The organism is Microbacterium sp. 4R-513 (genome assembly GCF_011046485.1).
Classification (GTDB): Bacteria; Actinomycetota; Actinomycetes; order Actinomycetales; family Microbacteriaceae; genus Microbacterium.
The window spans coordinates 1,015,411-1,037,776 of the sequence record NZ_CP049256.1 but is presented as its reverse complement, the minus strand read 5'-3'; the positions used below and the strand labels follow the sequence as shown (position 1 = coordinate 1,037,776).

Here is a 22,366-nt window from a genome sequence, read left to right as displayed (position 1 = left end):
GAGGTTTCCTCAAGCGAGTTGGGTGGGTGTTGTGGGAGTCCTACGGTCGGAGGTGACTTTCCCGTTCGTCCATCGAGAGGTGAAACATGGCCGACGCCGCCGTCCGTCCCAAGAAGCCCGCCACGAACAAGCGCACCCCCGCCGGGGGCGCACCGACCGCGCCGCACTCTGCCGCCGAGGCATCCGAGCCCCGGATCGACGTCGCGCACGTCACCGACATGCTCCTCGGAACCTGGGCCGACACGCGCCGCGAAGCGCGCGAGATGATCAAGGACCCGGCCTTCTGGCGCGTCGAGGGGCAGCCCATGCCCGAGCACCGCGAGCGGGTGCTCGCGCAGCTGCACGCGCTGGTGGATGCCGGGGGCTCGCGCCGCGCGTTCCCCGAGGAGTACGGGGGCAAGAACGACAACGGCGCCAACCTCGCGGGCTTCCAAGAGCTCGTGCTCGCGGACCCGAGCCTGCAGATCAAGTCGGGCGTGCAGTGGGGACTCTTCGGCTCGGCGATCTACCAGCTCGGCACGAAGGAGCACCACGACAAGTGGCTCGCGGGCGTGATGAACCTCGACATCCCCGGCGCGTTCGCGATGACCGAGACGGGTCACGGCTCCGACGTCGCCGCGATCGGCACGACGGCGACGTACGACCCCGAGACCGAGGAGTTCGTCATCCACACGCCGTTCCGCGGCGCCTGGAAGGACTACCTCGGCAACGCCGCGCTGCACGGCAAGGCGGCGACGGTCTTCGCGCAGCTCATCACGGGCGGCGTCAACTACGGCGTGCACTGCTTCTTCGTGCCGCTGCGCGACGACGAGGGCGAGTTCCTGCCGGGCATCGGCGGGGAGGACGACGGCGTCAAGGGCGGCCTGAACGGCATCGACAACGGCCGCCTGCACTTCGACCACGTGCGCGTCCCGCGGACCAACCTGCTGAACCGCTACGGCGACGTCGCTCCCGACGGCACCTACAGCTCCGACATCCCCACGCCCGGCCGCCGCTTCTTCACGATGCTCGGCGCGCTCGTGCAGGGACGCGTCTCGCTCGACGGCGCGGCCACGACGGGCACCGCGCTCGCCGAGTACATCGCCGTCACGTACGCCAACCAGCGCCGCCAGTTCGACTCGGGCTCCGGCACGCCCGAGGTCGTGCTGCTCGACTACGGCAAGCACCAGCGCCGCCTGCTCCCGCGCGTCGCGCAGACGTACGCGCAGTTCTTCGCGCACGACGAGCTGCTCAAGAAGTTCGACGGGGTCTTCAGCGGTGAGCACGACACGTCGGAGGAGCGCGAAGACCTCGAGACGCTCGCGGCGGCCCTCAAGCCGCTGTCGACCTGGAACGCGCTCGACACCATCCAGGAGTGCCGCGAGGCGTGCGGCGGCTCGGGCTTCCTCGCCGAGAACCGCCTCGTCGGGCTGCATCAGGACCTCGACGTCTACGTCACGTTCGAGGGCGACAACAACGTGCTGCTGCAGCTCGTGGGCAAGCGGCTCCTGTCGGACTACGCCAAGCAGTTCAAGGGGAAGGATGCCGCGGCCCTCGCCCGCATCGCGGTAGGCCACACGGCGGGCAAGGTGTTCCACGGCGCGGGTCTGCGTCAGCTCGGCCAGTCGGTGGCGGACTTCGGCTCGACCGCGCGCTCGGTCGAGCTCGGCCTCCGCGCCGACCAGCAGAACGAGCTGCTCTCGGGCCGCGTCCAGCAGATGATCGCCGACATCGCCGGTCGGCTGCGCTCGGCATCCAAGCTCCCGCGCGAGGAGGCGGCGGCGCTCTTCAACGCGAACCAGACCGAGCTCATCGAGGCGGCGCGCGCGCACGCCGAGCTGCTGCAGTGGGAGGCCTTCACGGATGCCGTGAACGCCGTCTCGGACCCCGGCACCAAGCAGGTGCTCACGTGGCTTCGGGACCTCTTCGGCCTGAGCCTCATCGAGAAGCACCTCGCGTGGTACCTCATCCACGGCCGGCTCTCCGCGCAGCGCGCGGGCGCCGTCTCGCTGTACTTCGACCGGCTGTGCACGCGGCTCCGGCCGCACGCGCAGGACCTCGTCGATGCGTTCGGGTTCGCGCCCGAGCACGTCCGCGCGCCCATCGCGTCGGGCGCCGAGCTCGAGCGGCAGAAGGAGGCGGCCGCGTACTATGCCGGGCTCGCGGCATCCGGCACCGCGCCCGTCTCCGAGAAGTCGCTGAAGAAGTAGGGTCGTCGCTCTCGGGAGCGCCCCGAGCCGGCCGAGCGCCGGTTCGGGGCGTTCTTCGTCCGCGACTCGCCGCGGGCCTCGGCGTGTCGTCGGTCGAATCCGCCCCGAAGTGCGGGCGTCGGGATGTCGCGCGCCCGCTCTAGGCTGAGCGCGTGAACCCCGCGCTGCGCACCGGCCCCGACGGCGTCGTGCGGTGTGCGTGGGTCGGCGACGATCCCGAGTACCGCCGGTACCACGACGAGGAGTGGGGCAGGCCGCTGCACGGCGACCGCGCGCTCTTCGAGAAGCTGAGCCTCGAGGGCTTCCAAGCCGGGCTCTCGTGGATCACGATCCTGCGCAAGCGACCACGGTTCCGCGAAGTCTTCGCCGGCTTCGATCCCGAGGTCGTCGCGCAGTTCGACGACGCCGACGTGGAGCGGCTCATGGCCGACGCGGGCATCATCCGCAATCGCGCGAAGATCCTCGCCACGATCGCGAACGCCCGGCTCGTGACCGAGATGCGCGACGGCGAGCTCGATGAGCTGCTGTGGTCGTTCGCTGCCTCAGGCGGGCGGCCGCGACCGCAGAGCTTCGCCGACGTGCCCGCGACGACGGCCGAGTCGGATGCTGCATCCAAGGCCCTGCGCAAGCGCGGCTTCCGGTTCGTCGGTTCGACGACGATGTACGCGCTCATGCAGTCGGCGGGCATGGTCGACGATCACGTCGAGGGGTGCTGGCGCGCCGAGTGACGAAGCGGTGCGCGGTCGCGGCACCCGGATCGCGAACCTCAACGGTCACCCGTTCGTAACAGAACGGTGCATCGCGACTGATAGCTTCGGCGCAGCGAGCATCACAGCTATCGGGCGGGGCTGCCTTTCGGACCGCCTGGGGTTGTTCCGGAGAGCCCCTCGCCGCGTTCCATTCACCCGAGTTCAATGAGGGGGCAACTCGTGAAACACAACCATGCGCGTGCGACGGGCCTTGCGTCGGCTGCGGTCGTCGTCGGGCTCGTCACGGCTCTAGGAGCAGGATCGGCGGCGTACGCCGCCGACGAGCCCATCGTCGGCCAGGGGCACGTGACGCTGGACTTCAGCGTCACGCCGGGATCGGTCACGGTCCAGGTGTGGACCAAGAACCTGTCGGAGGTGGAAGCCTGGGGAAGGGCCGTCGTAGTCGACGTCGACGGCACCCCTTATCCGTTCGGCGCGCGGCACTTCGCGCCCGGCGAGGAGTACGTGTACAGCAAGACGCTCGCGGACTACACGTGCGCCGACCTGGGCAACGCGTCGGCCGTCGCGTTCGGGTTCGGCACCGAGAGCGGGACGGCGCCGGACTGGACGTCGGGCATCGTGAGGTATCCCGACGCACGGATCACCGTGATCGGGTGCGACACCGTCTCCCCCGCTCCCACCGACCGCGGCGACCCGGGGACGACCCCCACGCCGACGGACGGCACGACGCCGACGACGCCGGCCGCGTCGACACCTTCGACGTCGGCTGCGGCGGTGACCACGCCCACGGGGCGGAACAGCCTCCCCGCGGCCAAGACCGACGGCGCGCTCCACGCGGAGCGGCCGGGCCCCTCACCGCTGTTCGGGCTGCTCGTGACGGCCGGTGTCATCGCGGCTGCCGCGGTGGGCCGGACGGTCGCAGGAGCGTTCCGGCGCCGATGAGTCCCATCGCGGCGCGCGCCCGCACGGCGGGCCTCGTCGCGGCGATCGCGCTCTGCCTCGTCCTGCCCGGGTGTGCGACACCCGGGCGGGACGAGGCATCCTGGATCGTCCACACCCCGATCGCAACGCCGGCGGCGCCCGCGAGCGCCACCCCGGCTGCGGCGAACGGCGTGATCGAGGATGTGCCCGTGGCCGCGCCGATGCACCTGTCGTTCCCGGCCGCAGGCATCGACGGCGACATCGAGGAGTACACGGCAGCGGATGCCGCGGCCGCCGGCGGCATCGATCCCGCGACGCTCGACACCATCTCGTGGTACTCCGGCGTGCCCGACCCGATGCCCGGGTCGGACGCCCGGAACACCGTGTACATCTTCGGTCACTCGTGGGTCGAGCCCGCCGTCTTCAACGGCCTGAAGGACGTGCAGCGCGGTGATGAGGCGACGGTCACGACCGCGGCCGGCGAGCTCGTCTACAAGGTGGTCGACACGCTCACCCTGGCGAAGGGCGACTTCAGCGACGACCCGGCAGTGGCCGCCGTCGTCCCGGGGCGACTCGCGCTCGTGACGTGCTCGCGGCCGGACGGGTGGGACCCGAATGCCCATGCGCCCGACAACACGGTCGTCTTCCTGCACCTCGTCGCTGCGCGCGCGGCGGACTGAGGACACGCCCTGTCCTCGGCGTGCGGCAGACTGGCGGAGGTTCAGCCGGCCGAGGAGGGCACATGGCACAGGGGCAGCAGCCGCAGGCGACGCACATCGCCGACTCGCACGAGGTGATCCGGGTCGTGGGGGCCCGTGAGAACAACCTCAAGAACGTCAGCGTCGAGATCCCGAAGAGGCGGCTCACGGTCTTCACCGGCGTGAGCGGCTCGGGCAAGTCCTCGCTCGTCTTCGCGACGATCGCGAACGAGTCGCAGCGGCTCATCAACGAGACCTACCCGACGTTCGTGCAGCAGTTCATGGGACAGCTCAACCGCCCCGAGGTGGACGCGCTCGAGAACGTGAGCCCAGCGATCATCGTCGACCAAGAGCGCATGGGCGCCAACGCCCGCTCGACGGTCGGCACCGCGACCGACGCGCACGCGATGCTCCGCCTGCTCTTCAGCCGCATCGGGCAGCCCCATGTCGGCTCGCCGCAGGCGTTCTCGTTCAACATCCCGTCCGTGTCCGGCGCCGGCGCCGTCACGTTCGAGAAGGGCGGAAAGAAGGTCAAGGAGCGCCGCTCGTTCGAGATCACGGGCGGCATGTGCCCGCGATGCGAGGGCCTCGGCGAGGTGAGCGACATCGACCTCGACGAGCTGTACGACAGCGAGAAGTCCATCGCCGAGGGCGCGCTCACGATCCCCGGGTACAGCGTCGACGGCTGGATGGTGCGGCAGTTCGCCGAGTCGGGGTTCATCGATCCCGACAAGAAGATCAAGGACTTCACCGAGCAGGAGCTCGCCGACTTCCTCTACAAGGAGCCGACGAAGGTGAAGATCCAGGGGATCAACATGACCTACGAGGGGCTCGTGCCCAAGCTCACGAAGTCGATGCTGCAGAAGGACCGCGACTCCTTGCAGGCCCACGTCCGCACCTTCGTCGACCGCGCCGTCAAGTTCACCGCGTGCCCCGATTGCGGGGGCACGCGACTCAACGAAGGCGCGCGGTCGTCGAAGATCCGGGGGATCAGCATCGCGGATGCCGCGGCCATGCAGATCACCGATCTCGCGGCGTGGCTCGACACGGTCGACGATCCCGCGGTCGCACCCCTCATGGCGGGCCTGCGCGAGACCATCGCCTCGTTCATCGACATCGGTCTCGGCTACCTGTCGCTCGACCGCGCCTCCGGCACCCTGTCGGGCGGCGAATCCCAGCGCACCAAGATGATCCGGCACCTGGGGTCGGCCCTCACCGACATCAGCTACGTCTTCGACGAGCCGACCGCGGGTCTTCACCCGCACGACATCGAGCGGATGAACCGGCTACTGCAGCAGCTGCGCGACAAGGGGAACACGGTGCTGGTCGTGGAGCACAAGCCCGAGGTCATCGAGATCGCCGACCACATCGTCGACCTCGGGCCGGGTGCGGGTCGCGCCGGTGGCGAGGTCCAGTACGAGGGGGATGTCGCGGGCCTCCGCTCGTCGGGAACGATCACCGGACGGCACCTCGACGATCGCGCCCGCCTGAAGGATTCCACGCGCTCGGCCAAGGGGTCGCTCGAGATCCGCGGTGCAAAGCAGCACAACCTGCAGAACGTGGACGTCGACATCCCGCTCGGCATCCTGACCGTCGTCACCGGCGTCGCAGGGTCGGGCAAGTCGTCGCTCATCCACGGCAACGTGCCCAAGTTCGACGACGTCGTCGTGGTCGACCAGTCGCCGATCAAGGGCAACCGCCGGTCGAGCCCGGCTACCTACACGGGGATCCTCGACACCGTGCGGTCCGCCTTCGCGAAGGCGAACGGCGTCAAGCCGGCGCTCTTCAGCGCGAACTCCGAGGGCGCCTGTCCCGCGTGCCGAGGACTCGGCGTCATCATCACGAACCTCGGCTTCACCCAGACGGTCGAGACGCTGTGCGAGCTGTGCGAGGGATCGGGGTTCAGCGACGAGGTGCTCGAATATCGCCTCGACGGCAAGAACATCGCCGAGGTGCTCGCGATGTCGGCGGCTGAGGCGGCCGAGTTCTTCGGCAAGGGCCCCGCGCACACGATCCTGTTGCGGATGATCGACGTCGGTCTCGGGTACATCACCCTCGGACAGGCGCTCAACACCCTGTCAGGCGGAGAGCGCCAGCGCCTCAAGCTCGCGATCTCGATGGCGAAGAAGGGTGCGATCTACGTTCTCGACGAGCCGACGACGGGCCTGCACCTCGCCGACGTCGACAACATGCTCGCGATGCTCGACCGCCTGGTCGATGCGGGCAACAGCGTCATCGTGATCGAGCACCACCAGGCCGTCATGGCCCATGCCGACTGGATCATCGATCTGGGTCCGGGGGCGGGGCACGACGGCGGGAGGATCGTCTTCGAGGGCACGCCGGCCGAGCTGGTCGCGCGGGGCGAGACGCTGACGGCGACCCACCTCAAGGCCTACGTCGCCGGCTGAGGGTTTCGCGGGGTTGCGTTCGACCCTTCGACAAGCTCAGGGACCGGGGGCGTGGGCCGGGCGGGCGCTGCGACCGGGCCGGGCGGGCGCTGCGACCGGCCGGGCGGGCGCTGCGACCGGGCCGGCTGGGGTCAGGGGAGGGCGTCGTAGAGGTGGGGGGCGCCGTGGCGCAGCACCTTCACGACGACGCCGCGGCGGGCGAGCTCGGCGATCGTGCGGGTCTCTTCGTCGGTGTCGCGGCCGAGCGCGTGGACGTCGGTCACGACGAGCACATCGCCGCGGGTCAGCCGGCCGAAGAGCCGGACGAGCCGCTCCTCCCACGACTCGAGCGTCTCGGGCGCGGGGTGGCGGAAGCCCTCGATCGGCACGCCGAAGCGCGTCAGCTCGTCGCGCTGCTCGACCACCGAGGGCATGTCGTCGCGGGCGACGACCAGGCCGACGAGCCGGGAGCCGGCGGGCCGGGCGAGCCACCAGTCGCGATCGCGCTGCAGCTCGGTGAAGCACTCGGGGCACTCCGCCGCGTGGTGGATGTGCAGCGGCGCCGTCTCGGCGCGCGGGGCTGAGGCATCCGTCGTCTCGAAAAGCTCCGTCATGGCGCACCTCCGCCTCCATTGTGCCCTGCGGCGGCGTCCTTCAGGTACGCAGAAGCTGATCAGTCCACGTCGTCGAGGCGCAGCTCGAGGCTCAGCTGGTCGGCGTCGAGCTCGGCCAGCGCGTGCCGCAGCACCGCCGTGCTGTAGAGACCGCCCGACGACAGCTCGGTGAGCCTCCGGCGCATGACCTCGATCATCGCGAGCCGCAGCTCGAGCACCTCCTGCATCGCGGCGGACTCGTCGTCGTCGGGAGGCTCGATGAGCCGCGAGCCGACCCGATCGACGAGCTCGGCGGGGAACTCCGAGCCGTCGCGCTTCGCCAGCTCGGGATCGGAGAGAGCGGACGCCGCCGCCTGCCGCAGCTCGTCGTCGAGGCGCACCTGCTCGGCCCGGCTGACGGTGTCGGCCGCCGAGTCGTCGATGCGCAGCATCCGCACAACCCACGGAAGCGTGAGCCCCTGGAACATGAGGCTCCCGACCGCGACGAGGAAGGCCACGAACACGAGGAGCGGGCGGTCCGCCGTCTCGCGCGGGAGGGTCTGCGCCGCGGCGAGGGTCACCACTCCTCGCATGCCGGCCCACACGATGACCGTGCCGTGCTTCCACCCCAGCGGCGACGCCTGGTAGTAGTCGAGGTCGGCCAGCAGGCGTCCGACGCGAGCCCGTCCGGCCGCGACCCGTCGGTCGCGCTGCTCCGGGGCGGCGCGCAGCCACCATCCGCGCGCGGCCTCGCCCGGCCGACCCTCCGGGACGGGCGGGTCTTCCGGATGAGCGGCGAGCGCGTCGAGGCGATCGTTGAAGGCCTCCACTCGATCCCGGTTCGCCAGCTTGCGCCGGGCGCGGCGACTCTGCAGCCAGACGAGAAGCGACACGTAGCCGGCGCGCACGACCATGATGATCGCGAAGGCCGAGAGAGCGAGCCACGCCGCGTGCCCGATGCCCTGGTCGTCGGCGAGGTTCTGCTCGAGCAGCTCCTTGAGCTCGAGACCCATGATCAGGAACACGCCGCCCTCGAGCACGAGCTCGATCGTGCGCCAATTGAGGGCGTCCGACATGCGCTGCTCGGGCGTGAACCAGCGTGCCGAGCCCTGTCCCGTCACGATTCCCGCGACGACCGCCGCCACAAGACCTGAGCCCTCGAGCTGCTCGGTCGGGAGGTAGGCGATGAAGGGCACGACGATCCCGATCGCCGTGTTGGCCGCCGAGTTGTGGATGAGGTGGCGCACGCGCAGGTTGATCCAGCCGACGATCGCGCCGATCACGACCGCGATGACGACGCCCCAGACGAAAGCCCCGAGGATGCCGCCCTCGGGGACGCTTCCGGTGACGGCGATCGCGACGGCGACGCGCAGGATCACGAGCGATGTCGCGTCGTTGAGGAGGCTCTCGCCCTCGAGCAGCGTCACGACGCGCCGCGAGATGCCGAGCCTGCGCACGATGGCCGTCGCGACGGCATCCGTGGGGCTCAGGATCGCGCCGAGCGCGAGCGCGAGGAAGAGGCCGAGGCCCGGGACCACGGCGTTGAAGAAGAGGGCGAGCGCGATCGAGCTCACGAGCACGAGGAGCACCGAGAGGCCGGCGACGGCGCCGAAGTCCCGCCGGAACTCGATCGCGGGCAGCTGGACGGCGGCGGAGTAGAGGAGCGGCGGCAGGATCCCCACGAGGATGATGTCGGGGTTGATGTCGACGCCCGGCACGAACGGCAGGAGGCTCACGCCGATCCCGATCGCGACGAGCAGGAGGGGACCGGCGACCTTCACCCGGGGAGCCACGGCGGTCGTCACCGCGATGGCGAGGACCGCGACGATCGCCAGGACGAGGGCTTCCATCGCCTAGAGGATGCCCAGCTCGCGGACGGCGTCGCGCTCCGCGACGAGCTCGGACACGGATGCCTCGAACCGCGCGCGCGACCGATCGTCGAGGTCGAGGCCCTCGACGACCCGGTAGCCCGAGCCGTCGGAGCTGACGGGGAAGGAGCAGACGAGACCCTCGGGCACGCCGTACTCGCCCTGCGAGACGACCGCGGCCGACGTCCAGGCGGTGCCGGCCTGTTCGTCGCGGACGTGCTCGATCGCCGCGTTCGCGGCCGAGGCGACCGACGATGAGCCGCGGACGTCGATGATCTCGGCCCCGCGCTTGGCGACCCGCGGGATGAAGCTGTCGTCGAGCCACGCCATCGCCCGTTCCTTGTCGCCGAGCCGCTCCGTGAGCGCGTCGACGACGGGCACACCCCGGACTGTCGCGTGCGACACGTCGGGGAACTGGGTGGCCGAGTGGTTGCCCCAGATCGCGACGCCGTCGATCTCGTCGGGGCGGACGTCGAGCGCCTCGGTCAGCTGGCCGACGGCGCGGTTGTGGTCGAGCCGCGTGAGCGCCGTGAAGCGATCGGCCGGCACGTCGCCCGCCGCCGTGGCGGCGAGAAGCGCATTGGTGTTGGCGGGGTTGCCCACGACGACGATCCGTACATCGGATGCCGCGCCCGCGCCGATCGCCTCGCCCTGAGGCCCGAAGATGCCGGCGTTGGCGGCGAGCAGGTCGGCCCGCTCCATGCCGGGCCCGCGAGGGCGTGCGCCCACGAGCATCCCGATGCTGCAGCCCTCGAAGGCCGTGCGGGCGTTGTCGGTGACCTCGACGTCGTGAAGAAGAGGGAAGGCGCAGTCCTGCAGCTCGAGCGCCGCACCCTCGGCGGCGCGCATGCCCTGCGGGATCTCGAGGAGTCGCAGGCGCACGGGTCGATCGGGGCCGAGCATGTCGCCTGCGGCGATCCGGAACAGCAGCGCGTAGCCGATCTGACCGCCAGCACCCGTGATCGTCACGGTCGTGGAAGAGGTCGCCATGACCCTGAGCCTATTCCCGGGTCCGAGCGCAAGGGGGGCGGGATTTCGCGTGCTCCGCGACGGGTCGGGGTACCGTGAGGCCATGACGTTCAACGACAACGCCCGGGTCGGAGGCAATACGGCGAGGCGCCGCGGCGCGGGCGTGGCCGTTGCCGGCGGCGGCGTCGCCGGTCTCGGTGCGCTCGCCGTTCTCCTCTTCAGCCTCTTCACCGGCACCGACGTCTCGGGGATCGTCGGACCCCTGACCGGAGGCGGCGGCAGCGGGCAGGAGAGCGAGGTCGCCAACTGCCAGACCGGCGCCGACGCGAACGCGCGCGACGACTGCAGGCTGGCCGCGGCATCCCTCAATCTCGATCAGTACTGGTCGGAGAACATCCAGGGCTACCGCCAGCCGCAGCTCATCATCGTCGACCAGCAGACCTCGACGGCCTGCGGCACGGCATCGAACGCCACGGGGCCGTTCTACTGCCCGCCCGAAGAGACGGTGTACGTCGACCCCACGTTCTTCGCCATCCTCCGCGAGCAGTTCGACGCGACGGCCGGACCCCTCGCCCAGCTCTACGTTCTCGCGCACGAGTACGGGCACCACGTCCAGAACATCGGCGGGATCATGGAGCAGCATCCCGACAACGGCACGGGACCCGACAGCAACGGCGTGCGGACCGAGCTGCAGGCCGACTGCCTCGCGGGCGCGTGGATCGCGCATGCCGGCGATCAGGTCGACGAGAACGGCACGCCCTTCCTTCAGAAGCCGACGCCCGACCAGGTGCGCGATGCCATCAACGCTGCACAGGCCGTGGGCGACGATCACATCCAGAAGGAGTCCGGCGCTCCGGTGAACCCCGAGTCGTGGACGCACGGGTCGAGCGAGCAGCGCGAACGCTGGTTCGAGACCGGCTTCCAGAACGGCTACCAGGCCTGCGACACGTTCTCCGTGTCGGGAAGCCAGCTATGAGCCCACCCCCGCAGCTCGACGACATCCTCTACCCCCGCATCAAGCCGTACGAGCGGGGGCAGTTGATCGTGGGCGACGGGCAGCGCGTCTACTGGGAGCAGAGCGGCAACCCCGAGGGCAAGCCCGTCGTCTTCCTCCACGGCGGTCCGGGGGGCGGCACCTCGCCCTGGCACCGGCGCTTCTTCGATCCGGAGAGATACCGCATCGTGCTGCTCGATCAGCGCGGCTGCGGCCGCAGCACGCCCCATGCGAGCGACCCCCGGGCCGACCTCCGCTTCAACACGACGTGGCACCTTGTCGCCGACATCGAGCTGCTCCGCCGCAACCTCGGCATCGACCGGTGGCAGGTCTTCGGCGGCTCGTGGGGGAGCGCGCTGGCCCTCGCCTACGCACAGGCCCACCCGTCGTCGGTGACCGAGATCGTCCTGCGGGGGATCTTCACGCTCCGCCGCATGGAGCTCGAGTGGTTCTACGAGGGCGGGGCCTCGGTCGTCTTCCCCGACCTCTGGGAGGACTTCATCGCGCCGATCCCCGTGCTGGAGCGGTCGCGGATGATCGAGGCGTACGCGCGCCGGCTCGCCGACCCCGATCCCGCGGTGCATCAGCCGGCAGGCCTCGCCTGGACGCGCTGGGAGGCCGCTACGTTGACGCTCCTCCCCGACCCGGACCTCGTCTCGACGATGACCGACCCCGCGAAGGCCGTCGCCTTCGCCCGCATCGAGAACCACTACTTCCTGCACGGCGGCTGGTTCGAAGAGGGCCAGCTCATCGCGGGGGTAGACGCCATTCGCGACATCCCGGCGGTCATCGTGCAGGGCCGCTACGACGTGTGCACGCCGCCCATGACGGCGTGGGACCTGCACCGCGCCTGGCCGGAGGCCCAGTTCGTGATGGTTCCTGATGCCGGTCACGCGGCGTCGGAGCCTGGTATCGCGCGGGCGCTGCGCGCCGCGACCGACCGCTTCGCCGCCTGAGCCGGGCGACTCCGTCGGTTCGGGGCGTCACCGTCTCGGCCGTGCCCGGACCCTCAGCGGCCGGGATCCGATGAGGAGCTGTTGCCCGCGATGATCGCCACGGCGCGCGCCAGCTCGTCGCCACTCGGCAGCGCGTCGGGGTTCATGAGCCAGAGCATTCCGAGACTCTGCACGAGCACGAAGTCCAGCTTCGCGACGGCCGCGATCTCGTCCTCGGTCAGCTCGGGACGGGCAGCGCGGAGCTCCTCGGCGATCCCGAGGTAGCCCTGGTCCGCGGCATCCGCCATGGCCGGACTGGCCTCCGGCGCGCGCAGCATCCGGACGGTGTTCTCCATGCTCGCGAGCAGCGCTTCGCGATTCGCCGCGAACACCTCGGGCATGCAGTTCCACAGGGCGGCGAACCCGTCGCGGAGGGGGAGGGATGCCGTGTCGCGCACGATGGCCTCCATCGCATCGCCGATGTCGGTGCCCAGCGATTCCATGAGCGCCGCAGTGATGAGCTCGTCCTTGGATCCGAAGTGGTAGCCGATCGCGGCGAGGCTCACGCCTGCGGCAGTCGCGATCTCGCGCGCGGTCGCTTTGGCCACTCCGCGCTCGAGGATCACCTGGCGTGCGCCGGCGAGAAGATCTTCGCGATTGCCCATGACCGCATCTTATCTCGCCGTCTCAGACATACGTCCTAGACAAACGTCTCAGGCCCTGTTAGACATATGTCTTACACAAACGTCTGACAGGAGATGACGATGACCACGATCGACCGCGCACCACACGTCTTGATCTCGGGCGCCGGGATCGCGGGACTCGCGCTTGCCCTGCAGCTCGTCCGTTCCGGCATCCGCACGACCGTCGTGGAGCGCGCGGAGTCTTCGCGACCCGGCGGACAGGCCGTCGATCTGCGAGGTGCGAGCCGCGAGGTCGCCGAGCGCATGGGGCTCATGCCCGGCATCGAGCTGCACCGCGTCCACGAGGAGGGACTGGCGTACGTCGACGGCAAGGGCCGGATTTTCGGCCGGATGTCGATGGCCGACTTCGACGGCGAGGGCGCCGTCGCCGAGATCGAGATCGCGCGCGGAGACCTCGCCCGCGTGCTGCTCGACGAGCTCCTCGCCGTGAGCGGCGAGCAGCCCGGGATTCTCGACCTGCGGTTCGGCGACCGCATCACCCGGATCGTGCAGGCTCCCGGCGGCGCCGAGGTGGCGTTCGAGCACGGGGCGCCGGCGAGCTTCGACCTCGTGGTCGGCGCTGACGGCGTCCATTCGGCGACGCGGCGCCTCGCATTCGGGCCGGAGGAGCGGTATGCGACGCCGCTCGGCGGGTACATGGCCTTCTTCACCCTTCGCACGCCCGAAGACATCGAGCCCGACTGGTTCGCCATGCGATTCACTCCGGGTGCGACCTTCGGCATCCGTCCCGACCGCGATCCGTCGACGTCGAAGGCGATCCTGACGTTCCGCATGGACTCCGACCCCGCGCTGCGGGGCGACCGGCGCGCCCAGGAGGCGCTGATCCGGGAGCGCCTGGCGGGGGCGGGATGGCACGCCCCGACCATCGTCGACGCGGTGGGCGGGGCATCCGATCTGTACTTCGACGAGCTCGTGCGGATCGACATGCCCGAAGTCGTCAACGGACGGGTCGTGCTCATCGGCGATGCCGCTTCGTGCGGGTCGCCGCTCACGGGGCAGGGGACGGCCGTCGCGCTCATCGGGGCGTACCTGCTCGCAGCGTGCCTGACGGCACAGCCGGACGACGTCGACCGTGCCCTGGAGCGCTACTCCCGCCAGATCGCACCCTTCTCCGAGCAGGGCAAGCAGATTCCGGGCGGAGGCATCGCGCGGATGGTGCCGGGCAGCCGCGTCGAGGCTCTCCTGCTCCGGTCGGTGACCGGCATCATGCTGTCGCGCCCGCTGCGCCCGCTCGTGCGCCGGATGTTCGCGGCGGGGAGCGCACCGCTCCCGCTGCCGGAGGCGCAGACCGAACCGGTCGGCTGAGCCCGCGTTCAGCGCTCCCGCAGGATGTCTGCCGCGCGCTCGCCGATGACGATCGCGGGGGCGTTCGTGTGGCCCCGGATGATGGTCGGGATGACGGATGCGTCGGCCACCCGCAGGCCGTCGACACCGCGCACGCGCAGCTCGGGATCGACGACCGAGTCGACATCCGTACCCATCCGGGCGGTGCCGACCGGGTGGTAGAGCGTGTGCGAGTAGCGGCGCAGCGAGAGCTCGGCCCGCTCCTCGGGCGTCATCCGCTCGCCGCCCTCCGGCTGCACCCAGGCGCCGGTCGTCACTGACCGGAGGGCATCGGTCGCGATGAGCCGCTCGCACTCGGCGAGGCCGGCGAGCATCGTCGCGCGGTCGATGCCGTCGGGGTCGGTGAGGTAGCCCGGGTCGATGAGGGGCTTCGCCGTGGGGTCGGCCGACCTGAGGCGGATCGTCCCCCGGCTCTGCGGCCGCAGCAGGATCGCCCCGACCGTGATGCCTTCGGCAGGGAGCGGCACGAGCCCTTCGCCGACGTATGGGGCAGGCGCGAAGATGATCTCGATATCGGGCAGGCCGGGGGCCATGCCCGCGCGGTCCGCGACCTCGGTGCGGACGAACCCGTACGCCTCGCCGACGTTGGAGGTCAGCATCCCCTTGCGCGTCGCAAGATAGCGCCCGAGCTCGGCGACCCGCTCGGCGGTGAACAGCGTTCCGCCCTGGGCGGCGGGTGCGAGCCCGGCCACGAGGTGGTCCTGCAGATTCGCCCCGACGCCGGGGCTGTGCACGACGACCGGGATGCCGTGGTCTGCGAGGTGGTCCGCGGGTCCGATGCCGCTCAGCATGAGGAGCTGCGGCGTGTTCACGGCGCCGCCCGCGAGGACGACCTCGCGCGCGGCCGTCGCCCTGCGCGGGATCCCGTCGATCTCGACGTAGACGCCGGTTGCACGCGGAGTGGCGGTCGTGCGGTCGAAGATCACCGAGCGCACGAGCGCGTTCGTCACGATCCGGAGGTTGGGACGCTTCGCCGAGGGGCGCAGATACCCGTCCGCCGTCGACGCGCGAGCCCCGCGGCGCTGCGACACCATCGTCTGCGCGAATCCCTGGCCCGCCGGCAGGTTCGGAGGAGTGATGGGATGCCCCAGCTCGGCCGCAGCATCGAGGAAGACCTGCGTCTGCGGCCGCGGGTCGCGCTGATGCTCGACCGATTGCGGGCCGTCGACCCCCTGGGACTCGTCGGCGGGGTCGCTCGTGCGCTCGACACGCCGGAAGTAGGGCACGAGCGCGTCCCACGACCAGGACAGGCCCGCGGCATCCGCCCACTCGTCGTAGTCCGCCGCGAAACCCCGGATCCACATCATCGCGTTGAGCGACGACGACCCGCCCAGGGTCTTCCCCCGAGGCCAGTAGATCGTGCGGTTCTCGAGCTCGGCCTGCGGGACGGTGTCGTACGACCAGTCGTACTCGCCGCGGAAGAGCGCCTTGAAGGCCGCGGGGATGTGCAGCTTCGGCGCCTTGTCGGGGCCGCCCGCTTCGAGGAGCAGCACCGACACCGCCGGGTCCTCGGTCAATCGGGCGGCGAGCGCGGCGCCGGCCGAGCCGGCGCCGACCACGATGTAGTCGGCGGTCAGGTCGGCGCTTCGCGGTGCCGGGCTCATGCCCGGAACGCCTGGAGAAGCGTCTTGCCCATGCCGATCCAGTCGTGGGTCATCTGGAACCGCGTGAAGCCCTCGCTGACGGCCGCGCCGGTGCGCGACGAGACGAACCACGGCGGCTTGGGCAGCACCGAGAACGTGCCGGGGCGGCCGATCGCACTCGCCGAGCGCGGGAAGGGCCGGAACGGCCCGCGGACGACCGTGCGCTCGACGCGGTCGAGCAGGAGGGCGTTGTGCACGATGCCGATTCCGCTGCCGACGTCGTCGATCGTCGCGCCGGGGAACCCGCCCCACGTGAGCGTGGGCTGAAGGAACGCGAAGGCCGTCCACGCATTGATCGCGATCGCGCCGTAACGCAGCTCAGCCATGGCGTTCTCGAACCCGGAGCCGAGGGCGGCCTGCGTCGCGGGGTCGATCAGCACGTTCGCGCCGAGAGTTCCCGCCAGGCGCTCGTTCGCGTGGGCGACGGCGCGGTCGACGAACTCCTGCCCGAGACCCGGCAGCTCGACGACACCAAGGACGGGCGCGAAGTACTCTGTGCGCTCGAGGGCCGAGGCATCCTGACCCTGCTCGATCTCGACGAGCGACCGGGTGCCGTCGGCGAACCACCGGCCGGACGGGTAGTCGGATGCCGCGGCCTGCAGCTTCTCGCCGCTGCGGGGATACCAGACCGATCGCATCGGGGCCGCCGCGTACGCCTTCTCGAGCGCCGCGAGGAACGCCTCGCGCTGCGGCCAGTCGGCGCTCAGGATCACGACCTGTCCCGCGATGCAGTTGTGGCCCGCGTTCTGCAGGCGCATCGTCGTGACATGCTCCGCCTGGAAGGCGAGGTCGGCTTCGCTCCACGCGCCCGGCACGACGATGATCGGCGAGACGCCGCCGAGCTCCGCGGTGATCGGCTTCTCGAGGAGCGGGCGGTTCTCGGCGCGCCGGCGCTTCGTCTCGGCCGAGCCCTGGCCGGTCGCGGGGCCCCACACGATCGTGTCGAAGGTCGGCGCCGCGCCCGTGATGTGGACGTGGGCCACTCGGGGATGCTGCGTCAGATAGGCGCCGACGTCGCCGCCGCCCGTGACGATGCGCAGGAAGCCGAGGTCGATCAGCGGAGCGAGCGCCCGCTCGAAGACCGGCACGAGCGCGTCGTGCGTCGGGTTCACCTTGAGGATCGCGACGCGGTTGTTCGCGAGCAGCTCGTAGAAGACGTCGAGCACGGGGATCGACGACTGGTTGCCCGCGCCCAGCACGAGGCCGATGCCACCGGGCTTCGTCGGCGCGAGCTGCCCGAGTCCCGCCGTGCGGGCGGCGTCCCCCTCGGTGACACCGGGCTGGAACCACACCTCGCCCGTGTAGCCCGAGAGGAGCAGACCGTCGACGGGGTGGAGGGGGAAGGCGTGCACGCGCACGCGGCCGCCGGGCGCGGCATCCATCTTCAGCCCGTCCAGCGGGCTCCCGCCCTTGGCGATCGCCGCCAGCGTGCGACGGTACGCGTCGAGGGCGATGAGTGCGGCATACGGTCCGCCGAGCCATTCCTCACCCCGCAGGGGATGACCCTGCTCGAGGCCCTTGGAGGTCGCGGCGACATCGGCCCACGCCTCGGCGTTGGCGGCGACGGTCGCACGGACACGGTCGAGCAGGCGCGCCCGCTGGCCGATCGTGAGGTGCGACCACGTCGCCGAGCCGGTGGCCAGATCGGCGAGCGCGGCATCGAGCGCGGGCGCGGACTCGGGCTCTGCGGGGGCCTTCCGGCCCTTGGCGGGGGTCTTCGCGGTGGTGTTCGCGGTGGACGGCACAGCGCTCTCCTTCGGGCGGGGTGTGCTCAAGCTTACGTCCGCGGTCTGACCGGCGGATGAGACCCAGTGTCAGGTGCAGCGCTACGCAGTGCCGAGCTCGATGTCATCGCGGCGGAGGCGGTAGCGGCGGAGCGTCGCGAGGCTCACGGCGATCAGGATGGCGGGGACGATGCTGAAGCTCACGACGATCGCCGCGACCGCGGCATCCGGCTGCTCGACCGTCTCTCCGGCCGTCGACGAGACGTAGCCGGTGATCGCCAGGATGACCGTGAGCACAGCGGCGCCGAGGGCGAAGCCGACCGTCTCGCCCGCGGTCCACATGCCGCTGAACGATCCGGCCCGGCCCGGCCCGTTCACGCGCTCGTCGTGCGAGATGACATCGGGGAGCATGGCCATCGGGAGCGACTGCATGCCGGCGTACGCGATGCCCGCGAGGCCGACCGAGGCGTAGATCCAGTCGCCGGGAGCCCACAGGACGGCGGTGATCGACAGCGCCGCGAGCAGGAACAGCGTGCTCGCGATCGCGAACGTGCGCTCCTTGCCGATGCGCCGGGCGACGATCCCCCACACGGGTGCGGCGAAGATCGCCGGCGCGATGAGGGCGACGAACAGCAGCTCGACGGCGGCCTCGGAGTGCAGCACCCACTTCGCGACATACTGCGCGTCCGCCAGCATGAGCGCCGTGCCGAGGGCCTGGATCACGAAGGTCGCGAGCAGGGCCCGGAAGGGCGCGCTGCGGCGCAGCGCCCTGATGCCGGCGGCGAAGTGATCGCGCACCGTCGAGCGCGCCGCGACACCGGCGCCGGTGGCCGAGCCGTCGACGGCGGCCGAGGCATCCGCCCGCCCGGCCCGCCCCGCGACGCTCGTCGCGATCAGCATGCCGAGCGCGATGACGACACCTCCGACGACGCCCATGACCAGGTAGCCCGTGACGGGGTCGCCCGTCGTGCCGCGCAGTGCCGGTCCGCCGGCGCCGAAGAGAAGGATGGCGATCGTCAGCGCGACGACGCGCCACGTGAGGAGCCGCGTGCGCTCGTCGTAGCTCGAAGTCAGCTCGGCAGGCAGGGCGATGTACGGCACCTGGAAGAGCGTGAACGCCGTCGCCGCGAGGGTGAACGCGACGAGTACCCACAGCGCCCCGACGAGAGGCCCCGCCGCCGGTGGAGCGGCGAAGGTCAGGGCGAAGAAGAACGGGATGCTGAAGGCGCCGATCAGCATGAGCCGCCGGCGCGTGCCGTGCTTCGCGCGGTCGTCGTCGCTCAGCGCGCCGATGAAGGGGCCGATGATGACGTCCCAGATCTTGGGCAGCGTCACGACGACCCCGGCGGCGAGCGCCGCGACGCCCAGCGAGTCGGTCAGGTAGTACGTCAGCACGAGCCCGGGCAGCGTCGCGAAGCCGCCCGTTCCGAGCGAGCCGATGGCGTAGCGGAGGATGACGCCGGCGGAGAGCCGGGTGGATCGGGACGAGGGTGCGGGCGCTTCGGGTGCGCCGGGAGCGTCGATGCTCATCGCGCCAGTGTAGAGGCGACGGATGCCCCGACCGCGGCGGGCGGGGTCAGCGGGGGATGGCCGCGGCGACCGCCTGAAGGCCGGCGAGGGTCTCGGCGAAGCTCGTCGACAGGGGGAGAGTCCGATCCGGAGTCCGCCCGGGTCCCGGTAGTCGGGGATGACGTCCTGCTTCCACAGGGTGGCCGTGACAGCGCGCATCTCGGGGTGCGAGAGCGTGACATGCCCGCCCCGGGCCGCGGCATCCCGGGGCGACGCGACCTCCACTCCGAGCGGGCTGAGCAGCTCGTCGGCGACGCGGATCGCGAACTCCGTGAGCGCGACCGACTTGGCGCGAATCGCCGCGATGCCGGCCTCGTCGAGCATCTCGAGGGTGTCCTGCATCGCGAGCATGCCCACGATCGGCGGCGTGCCCGAGAGGAAGCGCCGCATCCCCGACGCCGGGCGATACTCCGGCCCCATCGCGAAGACGTCCGCCGCGCCCATCCATCCCTGGATCGGCTGGGCGAGCGCCTCCTGGTGCCGCGCGGCGACGTAGGCGAACGCCGGCGAGCCGGGTCCGCCGTTGAGGTACTTGTAGGTGCAGCCGACCGCGAGGTCGAAGTCCCACGCGTCCGACTCGACGGGCACCGAGCCGGCCGAGTGGCACAGGTCCCAGAGGATGAGCGCGCCGGCGTCGTGCGCGATGCGCGTGAGGGACGCGGCATCCGTCAGATATCCCGATCGGTAGGCGACGTGACTCAGCACGACCACCGCCGTCTCGGGCCCGACGGACGCGGCGAGCGCTGCCGCATCGACCCCGGAGCGCTGATCCACGTCGATCCAGCGCACGCGTCCGCCGCGTTCGGCGGCGATGCCCTCGACGAGGTAGCGGTCGGTCGGGAAGTTGTCGCGGTCCACGACGATCTCGACGCGCGCGGGGTCCGCCGCCCGCTGCGCGTCGAAGGCCGCACGGATGAGCTTGTACAGCAGGACCGTCGTCGAGTCGCCGATGATCGTCTGATCCGGCGCCGCACCGATGGCGACGCGTCCGATCGTGTCGCCGATCGCGAAGGGCAGCTCCATCCACGACTCGTCCCAGCCGCGGATGAGGCGCCCGCCCCACTCCTCGCGCACGAATCGGCCGAGGCGCTCCGCGGTCGCCTTCGGCGGGCGCCCGAGCGAATTGCCGTCGAAGTAGACGAGCGACGTCTCGGCGCCGACGAAGCGCTCTCGGAAGTCGCGCAGCGGATCGGATGCGTCGAGCCGGAATGCCTCGGCCTCGAGCGCCGCGCCGCGCGCGGCCGCCCCGATGATCGACGGGGTGTCAGTGCTCATCGCGGACGATCTCCTCTTCGGGAACCACGGTCGCTCGGCCGAGCCACGACGGGACATCTTCGAGGGCCGTCGGCGGATCGCCGGGCACGAACGTCGCCACGCCGTGCGTCGCCTCGGTGTGCGGCCAGGGATCGGCGAGCGCGGCGATGAGGTCCGCTCCTCGCGCGCCCGCGCGATCGAGAGCCGCGAGCTCGCCGGGCTGCACGCCGACCGGCCGTTCGCCGTTGCCGAGGTCTGTGCCGTAGAGGACGCGCCCACCTGCCTCCCTGAAGGCCGCGAGGTTCGCGACCGCGTTCTCAGCCGCTTCGGCGTCGGACCCGTGGATGTCGAGCGTCGTGATCCACACCTGGCCCGCCGCGGCGCGGGCCGAGAGCCGGAGCCCGATCCGCTCGGTGAAGGGCGTGTGCGCGAGCGCGTCCACGCCCGCGTCGAGGGCGAGCCTCGTCATCCCCTGTCCCTCGACGTGCGCGACGACGGGCAGCCCGCGCTCGTGCGCGCACGCGACGACCGCGCCGAGGGTGTCGGCGTCGAAGACCGGTCCGGCGGCGGCGTTGAGGGCGACTTTGATGACGGATGCCCCGAACCCCGCCTGCTCGTCGACCCACGTGCCCGCGCCGCCCGGGACGCCGGGTGCGGTCGAGGCATCCGTCACCTCGCGCGCGATGGCCGCGGGCGCCCACGACCGCCCGACGGGATAGCCGCCCGGCGCCGTGAGGAACGCCCCCGCGTACGAGACGCGCGGGAACCCCTCCTTCGGGCGCCGCGCCAGCTCGACGGGATCGCCCCCGAGGTCGACGGCCGCCGCGATCCCGTGCGGCGCGAGCTCCCGCTCGTCGATGAGGTGCAGATGCACGTGGTGGTCGGTGAAGGGGGGCAGCACGATGCCGTGCTCGCTCGTGAGCGCGCGGCGGCCGGGCGCCGCGTCGGGGCCGAGCAGCTCGCGGATCGCGAAGGGGTCAGCGTGCGTCATCCGATCTCCGTCCTCACCGCGAAGAGCTCAGGGAAGAAGGTGAGCTCGAGGGCCCGGCGCAGGAACGAGGCCCCGCTCGACCCGCCGGTGCCCGACTTCAGGCCGATGATGCGCTCGACGGTCTTGAGGTGCCGGAACCGCCAGAGCTGGAAGTTGTCCTCGAGGTCGACGAGCTCCTCGCACGTCTCGTACGCGGCCCAGTGCTTCTGCGGATCGGCGTAGATCCCGGCGAAGACCGGCACGAGTTCCGGAGTGAAGGTCCACGCCTTCGTCACGTCGCGCTCGAGCACCGACGCCGGGATCGCGTATCCGGTGCGCGCGAGGAGCCGCAGGAACTCGTCGTACAGGCTCGGCGCCTCGAGGGCGGTGCTCACGAGCGCGTGGGCCTGCGGATCGGATTCGAAGACCCGCAGCATGCCCGGGTGCTTGTTGCCGAGCGTGAACTCGACGGCGCGGTACTGGGCCGACTGGAAGCCGCTCGCCTGGCCGAGCACGCCCCGGAACTCCGCATACTCGGCGGGGGTGAGGGTCGCCAGCACCGACCACTGCTCGGTGAGTGTGCGCTGGATGTGCTTGACGCGGGCGATGCACTTGAGCGCCGGTGCGAGCTGGTCCTCACGGAGCAGCCGGCACGCGGCTGCCAGCTCATGCAGCACGAGCTTGAGCCACAGCTCCGTCGTCTGATGCTGGATGATGAACAGCAGCTCATCGTGATGCTCGGGGTCGCTCAGCGGTCGCTGCGCCGACAGGAGCGTAATCAGATCGAGGTACCCGCCGTAGGTCATGCGGTCCGAGAAGTCGGTGACGACCGATCCCTCGATCGCTCTCGTGTTGCCTTCGACGCCCTCGTCCACCCAGTCACTGTAACCAGGA

The 22,366-nt window shown here is 71.0% G+C and carries 16 protein-coding genes and 2 pseudogenes; 8 read left to right on the top strand and 10 right to left on the bottom strand.

Features of this window, described 5'->3' with window-relative positions; translation table 11 throughout:
• Positions 1 to 86 precede the first annotated feature (86 nt).
• The 5 genes from G5T42_RS04425 to G5T42_RS04405 all read left to right on the top strand — a co-directional run bounded on the left by G5T42_RS04425 (position 87) and on the right by G5T42_RS04405 (position 6,926).
• Entirely contained in the window at positions 87 to 2,189 is a 2,103-nt protein-coding gene (locus tag G5T42_RS04425) for an acyl-CoA dehydrogenase (RefSeq protein WP_165126004.1), read from the top strand.
• A 152-nt stretch (positions 2,190 to 2,341) separates the two neighbouring features.
• Positions 2,342 to 2,917 carry a DNA-3-methyladenine glycosylase I gene (locus G5T42_RS04420; RefSeq protein WP_165126001.1) on the top strand — a complete coding sequence of 192 codons (576 nt, stop codon included), beginning with the start codon at positions 2,342 to 2,344 and terminating at the stop codon, positions 2,915 to 2,917.
• A 201-nt stretch (positions 2,918 to 3,118) separates the two neighbouring features.
• A complete protein-coding gene (locus G5T42_RS04415; RefSeq protein ID WP_165125998.1) occupies positions 3,119 to 3,841 on the top strand; it encodes a hypothetical protein in 723 nt (240 codons plus the stop codon).
• Complete coding sequence (locus G5T42_RS04410) at positions 3,838 to 4,500, top strand: class F sortase (protein ID WP_165125995.1); 663 nt, start codon at positions 3,838 to 3,840, stop codon at positions 4,498 to 4,500. The genes G5T42_RS04415 and G5T42_RS04410 overlap by 4 nt, the downstream gene beginning before the upstream one ends.
• Before the next feature lie 62 nt (positions 4,501 to 4,562).
• On the top strand, positions 4,563 to 6,926 hold the full coding sequence (locus tag G5T42_RS04405) for an excinuclease ABC subunit UvrA (RefSeq protein WP_165125992.1): 2,364 nt from the start codon (positions 4,563 to 4,565) through the stop codon (positions 6,924 to 6,926).
• Positions 6,927 to 7,057: 131 nt separating this feature from the next.
• Here G5T42_RS04405 and G5T42_RS04400 read toward each other — a convergent pair whose 3' ends face one another.
• Genes G5T42_RS04400 through G5T42_RS04390 form a run of 3 tightly spaced genes read right to left on the bottom strand, consistent with a single transcriptional unit; the run spans position 7,058 to position 10,356 of the window.
• Positions 7,058 to 7,519 (bottom strand): recombinase family protein, encoded by a 462-nt coding sequence (locus G5T42_RS04400; RefSeq protein ID WP_165125988.1) that lies wholly within the window; start codon positions 7,517 to 7,519, stop codon positions 7,058 to 7,060.
• Positions 7,520 to 7,578: 59 nt separating this feature from the next.
• Entirely contained in the window at positions 7,579 to 9,348 is a 1,770-nt protein-coding gene (locus G5T42_RS04395) for a sodium:proton antiporter (RefSeq protein WP_165125985.1), read from the bottom strand.
• A gap of 3 nt (positions 9,349 to 9,351) precedes the next feature.
• On the bottom strand, positions 9,352 to 10,356 hold the full coding sequence (locus tag G5T42_RS04390; protein WP_165125982.1) for a malate dehydrogenase: 1,005 nt from the start codon (positions 10,354 to 10,356) through the stop codon (positions 9,352 to 9,354).
• Between the two features lie 82 nt (positions 10,357 to 10,438).
• Between G5T42_RS04390 and G5T42_RS04385 the strand changes: the two genes are divergently transcribed.
• Positions 10,439 to 11,311 carry a neutral zinc metallopeptidase gene (locus tag G5T42_RS04385; RefSeq protein WP_165125979.1) on the top strand — a complete coding sequence of 291 codons (873 nt, stop codon included), beginning with the start codon at positions 10,439 to 10,441 and terminating at the stop codon, positions 11,309 to 11,311.
• The gene (pip, locus tag G5T42_RS04380) at positions 11,308 to 12,285 is read left to right on the top strand and encodes a prolyl aminopeptidase (RefSeq protein WP_165125976.1); all 978 of its coding nucleotides are present in this window, start codon (positions 11,308 to 11,310) and stop codon (positions 12,283 to 12,285) included. Before G5T42_RS04385 ends, pip begins: the two co-directional genes overlap by 4 nt.
• Positions 12,286 to 12,338: 53 nt before the next feature.
• On the opposite strand, the gene G5T42_RS04375 is transcribed toward pip, so the two are convergent.
• A complete protein-coding gene (locus tag G5T42_RS04375; RefSeq protein ID WP_165125973.1) occupies positions 12,339 to 12,929 on the bottom strand; it encodes a TetR/AcrR family transcriptional regulator in 591 nt (196 codons plus the stop codon).
• A gap of 99 nt (positions 12,930 to 13,028) precedes the next feature.
• On the opposite strand from G5T42_RS04375, the gene G5T42_RS04370 reads away from it, so the two are divergent.
• On the top strand, positions 13,029 to 14,273 hold the full coding sequence (locus tag G5T42_RS04370) for an FAD-dependent monooxygenase (protein ID WP_165125970.1): 1,245 nt from the start codon (positions 13,029 to 13,031) through the stop codon (positions 14,271 to 14,273).
• Between the two features lie 8 nt (positions 14,274 to 14,281).
• Here G5T42_RS04370 and G5T42_RS04365 read toward each other — a convergent pair whose 3' ends face one another.
• The 6 genes and pseudogenes from G5T42_RS04365 to kynA all read right to left on the bottom strand — a co-directional run bounded on the left by G5T42_RS04365 (position 14,282) and on the right by kynA (position 22,347).
• Complete coding sequence (locus tag G5T42_RS04365; protein ID WP_165125967.1) at positions 14,282 to 15,916, bottom strand: GMC family oxidoreductase N-terminal domain-containing protein; 1,635 nt, start codon at positions 15,914 to 15,916, stop codon at positions 14,282 to 14,284.
• Positions 15,913 to 17,700: an aldehyde dehydrogenase family protein gene (locus G5T42_RS04360; protein WP_165125964.1), complete on the bottom strand. Its 1,788-nt coding sequence runs from the start codon at positions 17,698 to 17,700 to the stop codon at positions 15,913 to 15,915. Before G5T42_RS04360 ends, G5T42_RS04365 begins: the two co-directional genes overlap by 4 nt.
• Before the next feature lie 81 nt (positions 17,701 to 17,781).
• A pseudogene (locus G5T42_RS04355) lies at positions 17,782 to 19,113 on the bottom strand (MFS transporter); the annotation flags it as partial.
• A 142-nt stretch (positions 19,114 to 19,255) separates the two neighbouring features.
• Positions 19,256 to 20,523, bottom strand: a pseudogene (locus tag G5T42_RS04350) (aminotransferase class V-fold PLP-dependent enzyme).
• Complete coding sequence (locus G5T42_RS04345; RefSeq protein ID WP_165125958.1) at positions 20,513 to 21,493, bottom strand: hypothetical protein; 981 nt, start codon at positions 21,491 to 21,493, stop codon at positions 20,513 to 20,515. Before G5T42_RS04345 ends, G5T42_RS04350 begins: the two are co-directional and overlap by 11 nt.
• Positions 21,490 to 22,347, bottom strand: a complete 858-nt coding sequence (kynA, locus tag G5T42_RS04340; RefSeq protein ID WP_165125955.1) for a tryptophan 2,3-dioxygenase — start codon at positions 22,345 to 22,347, stop codon at positions 21,490 to 21,492. The genes G5T42_RS04345 and kynA overlap by 4 nt, the downstream gene beginning before the upstream one ends.
• Positions 22,348 to 22,366: the final 19 nt, after the last annotated feature.

Bases quoted from the DNA above. Each gene is read 5' to 3' on its own strand.
- G5T42_RS04345 (WP_165125958.1), bottom strand. From the start codon at position 21,493: ATGACGCACGCTGACCCCTTCGCGATCCGCGAGCTGCTCGGCCCCGAC.
- G5T42_RS04410 (WP_165125995.1), top strand. From the start codon at position 3,838: ATGAGTCCCATCGCGGCGCGCGCCCGCACGGCGGGCCTCGTCGCGGCG.
- G5T42_RS04395 (WP_165125985.1), bottom strand. From the start codon at position 9,348: ATGGAAGCCCTCGTCCTGGCGATCGTCGCGGTCCTCGCCATCGCGGTG.
- G5T42_RS04385 (WP_165125979.1), top strand. From the start codon at position 10,439: ATGACGTTCAACGACAACGCCCGGGTCGGAGGCAATACGGCGAGGCGC.
- G5T42_RS04400 (WP_165125988.1), bottom strand. From the start codon at position 7,519: ATGACGGAGCTTTTCGAGACGACGGATGCCTCAGCCCCGCGCGCCGAG.
- G5T42_RS04425 (WP_165126004.1), top strand. From the start codon at position 87: ATGGCCGACGCCGCCGTCCGTCCCAAGAAGCCCGCCACGAACAAGCGC.
- G5T42_RS04365 (WP_165125967.1), bottom strand. From the start codon at position 15,916: ATGAGCCCGGCACCGCGAAGCGCCGACCTGACCGCCGACTACATCGTG.
- G5T42_RS04405 (WP_165125992.1), top strand. From the start codon at position 4,563: ATGGCACAGGGGCAGCAGCCGCAGGCGACGCACATCGCCGACTCGCAC.
- pip (WP_165125976.1), top strand. From the start codon at position 11,308: ATGAGCCCACCCCCGCAGCTCGACGACATCCTCTACCCCCGCATCAAG.
- G5T42_RS04375 (WP_165125973.1), bottom strand. From the start codon at position 12,929: ATGGGCAATCGCGAAGATCTTCTCGCCGGCGCACGCCAGGTGATCCTC.
- G5T42_RS04370 (WP_165125970.1), top strand. From the start codon at position 13,029: ATGACCACGATCGACCGCGCACCACACGTCTTGATCTCGGGCGCCGGG.
- G5T42_RS04390 (WP_165125982.1), bottom strand. From the start codon at position 10,356: ATGGCGACCTCTTCCACGACCGTGACGATCACGGGTGCTGGCGGTCAG.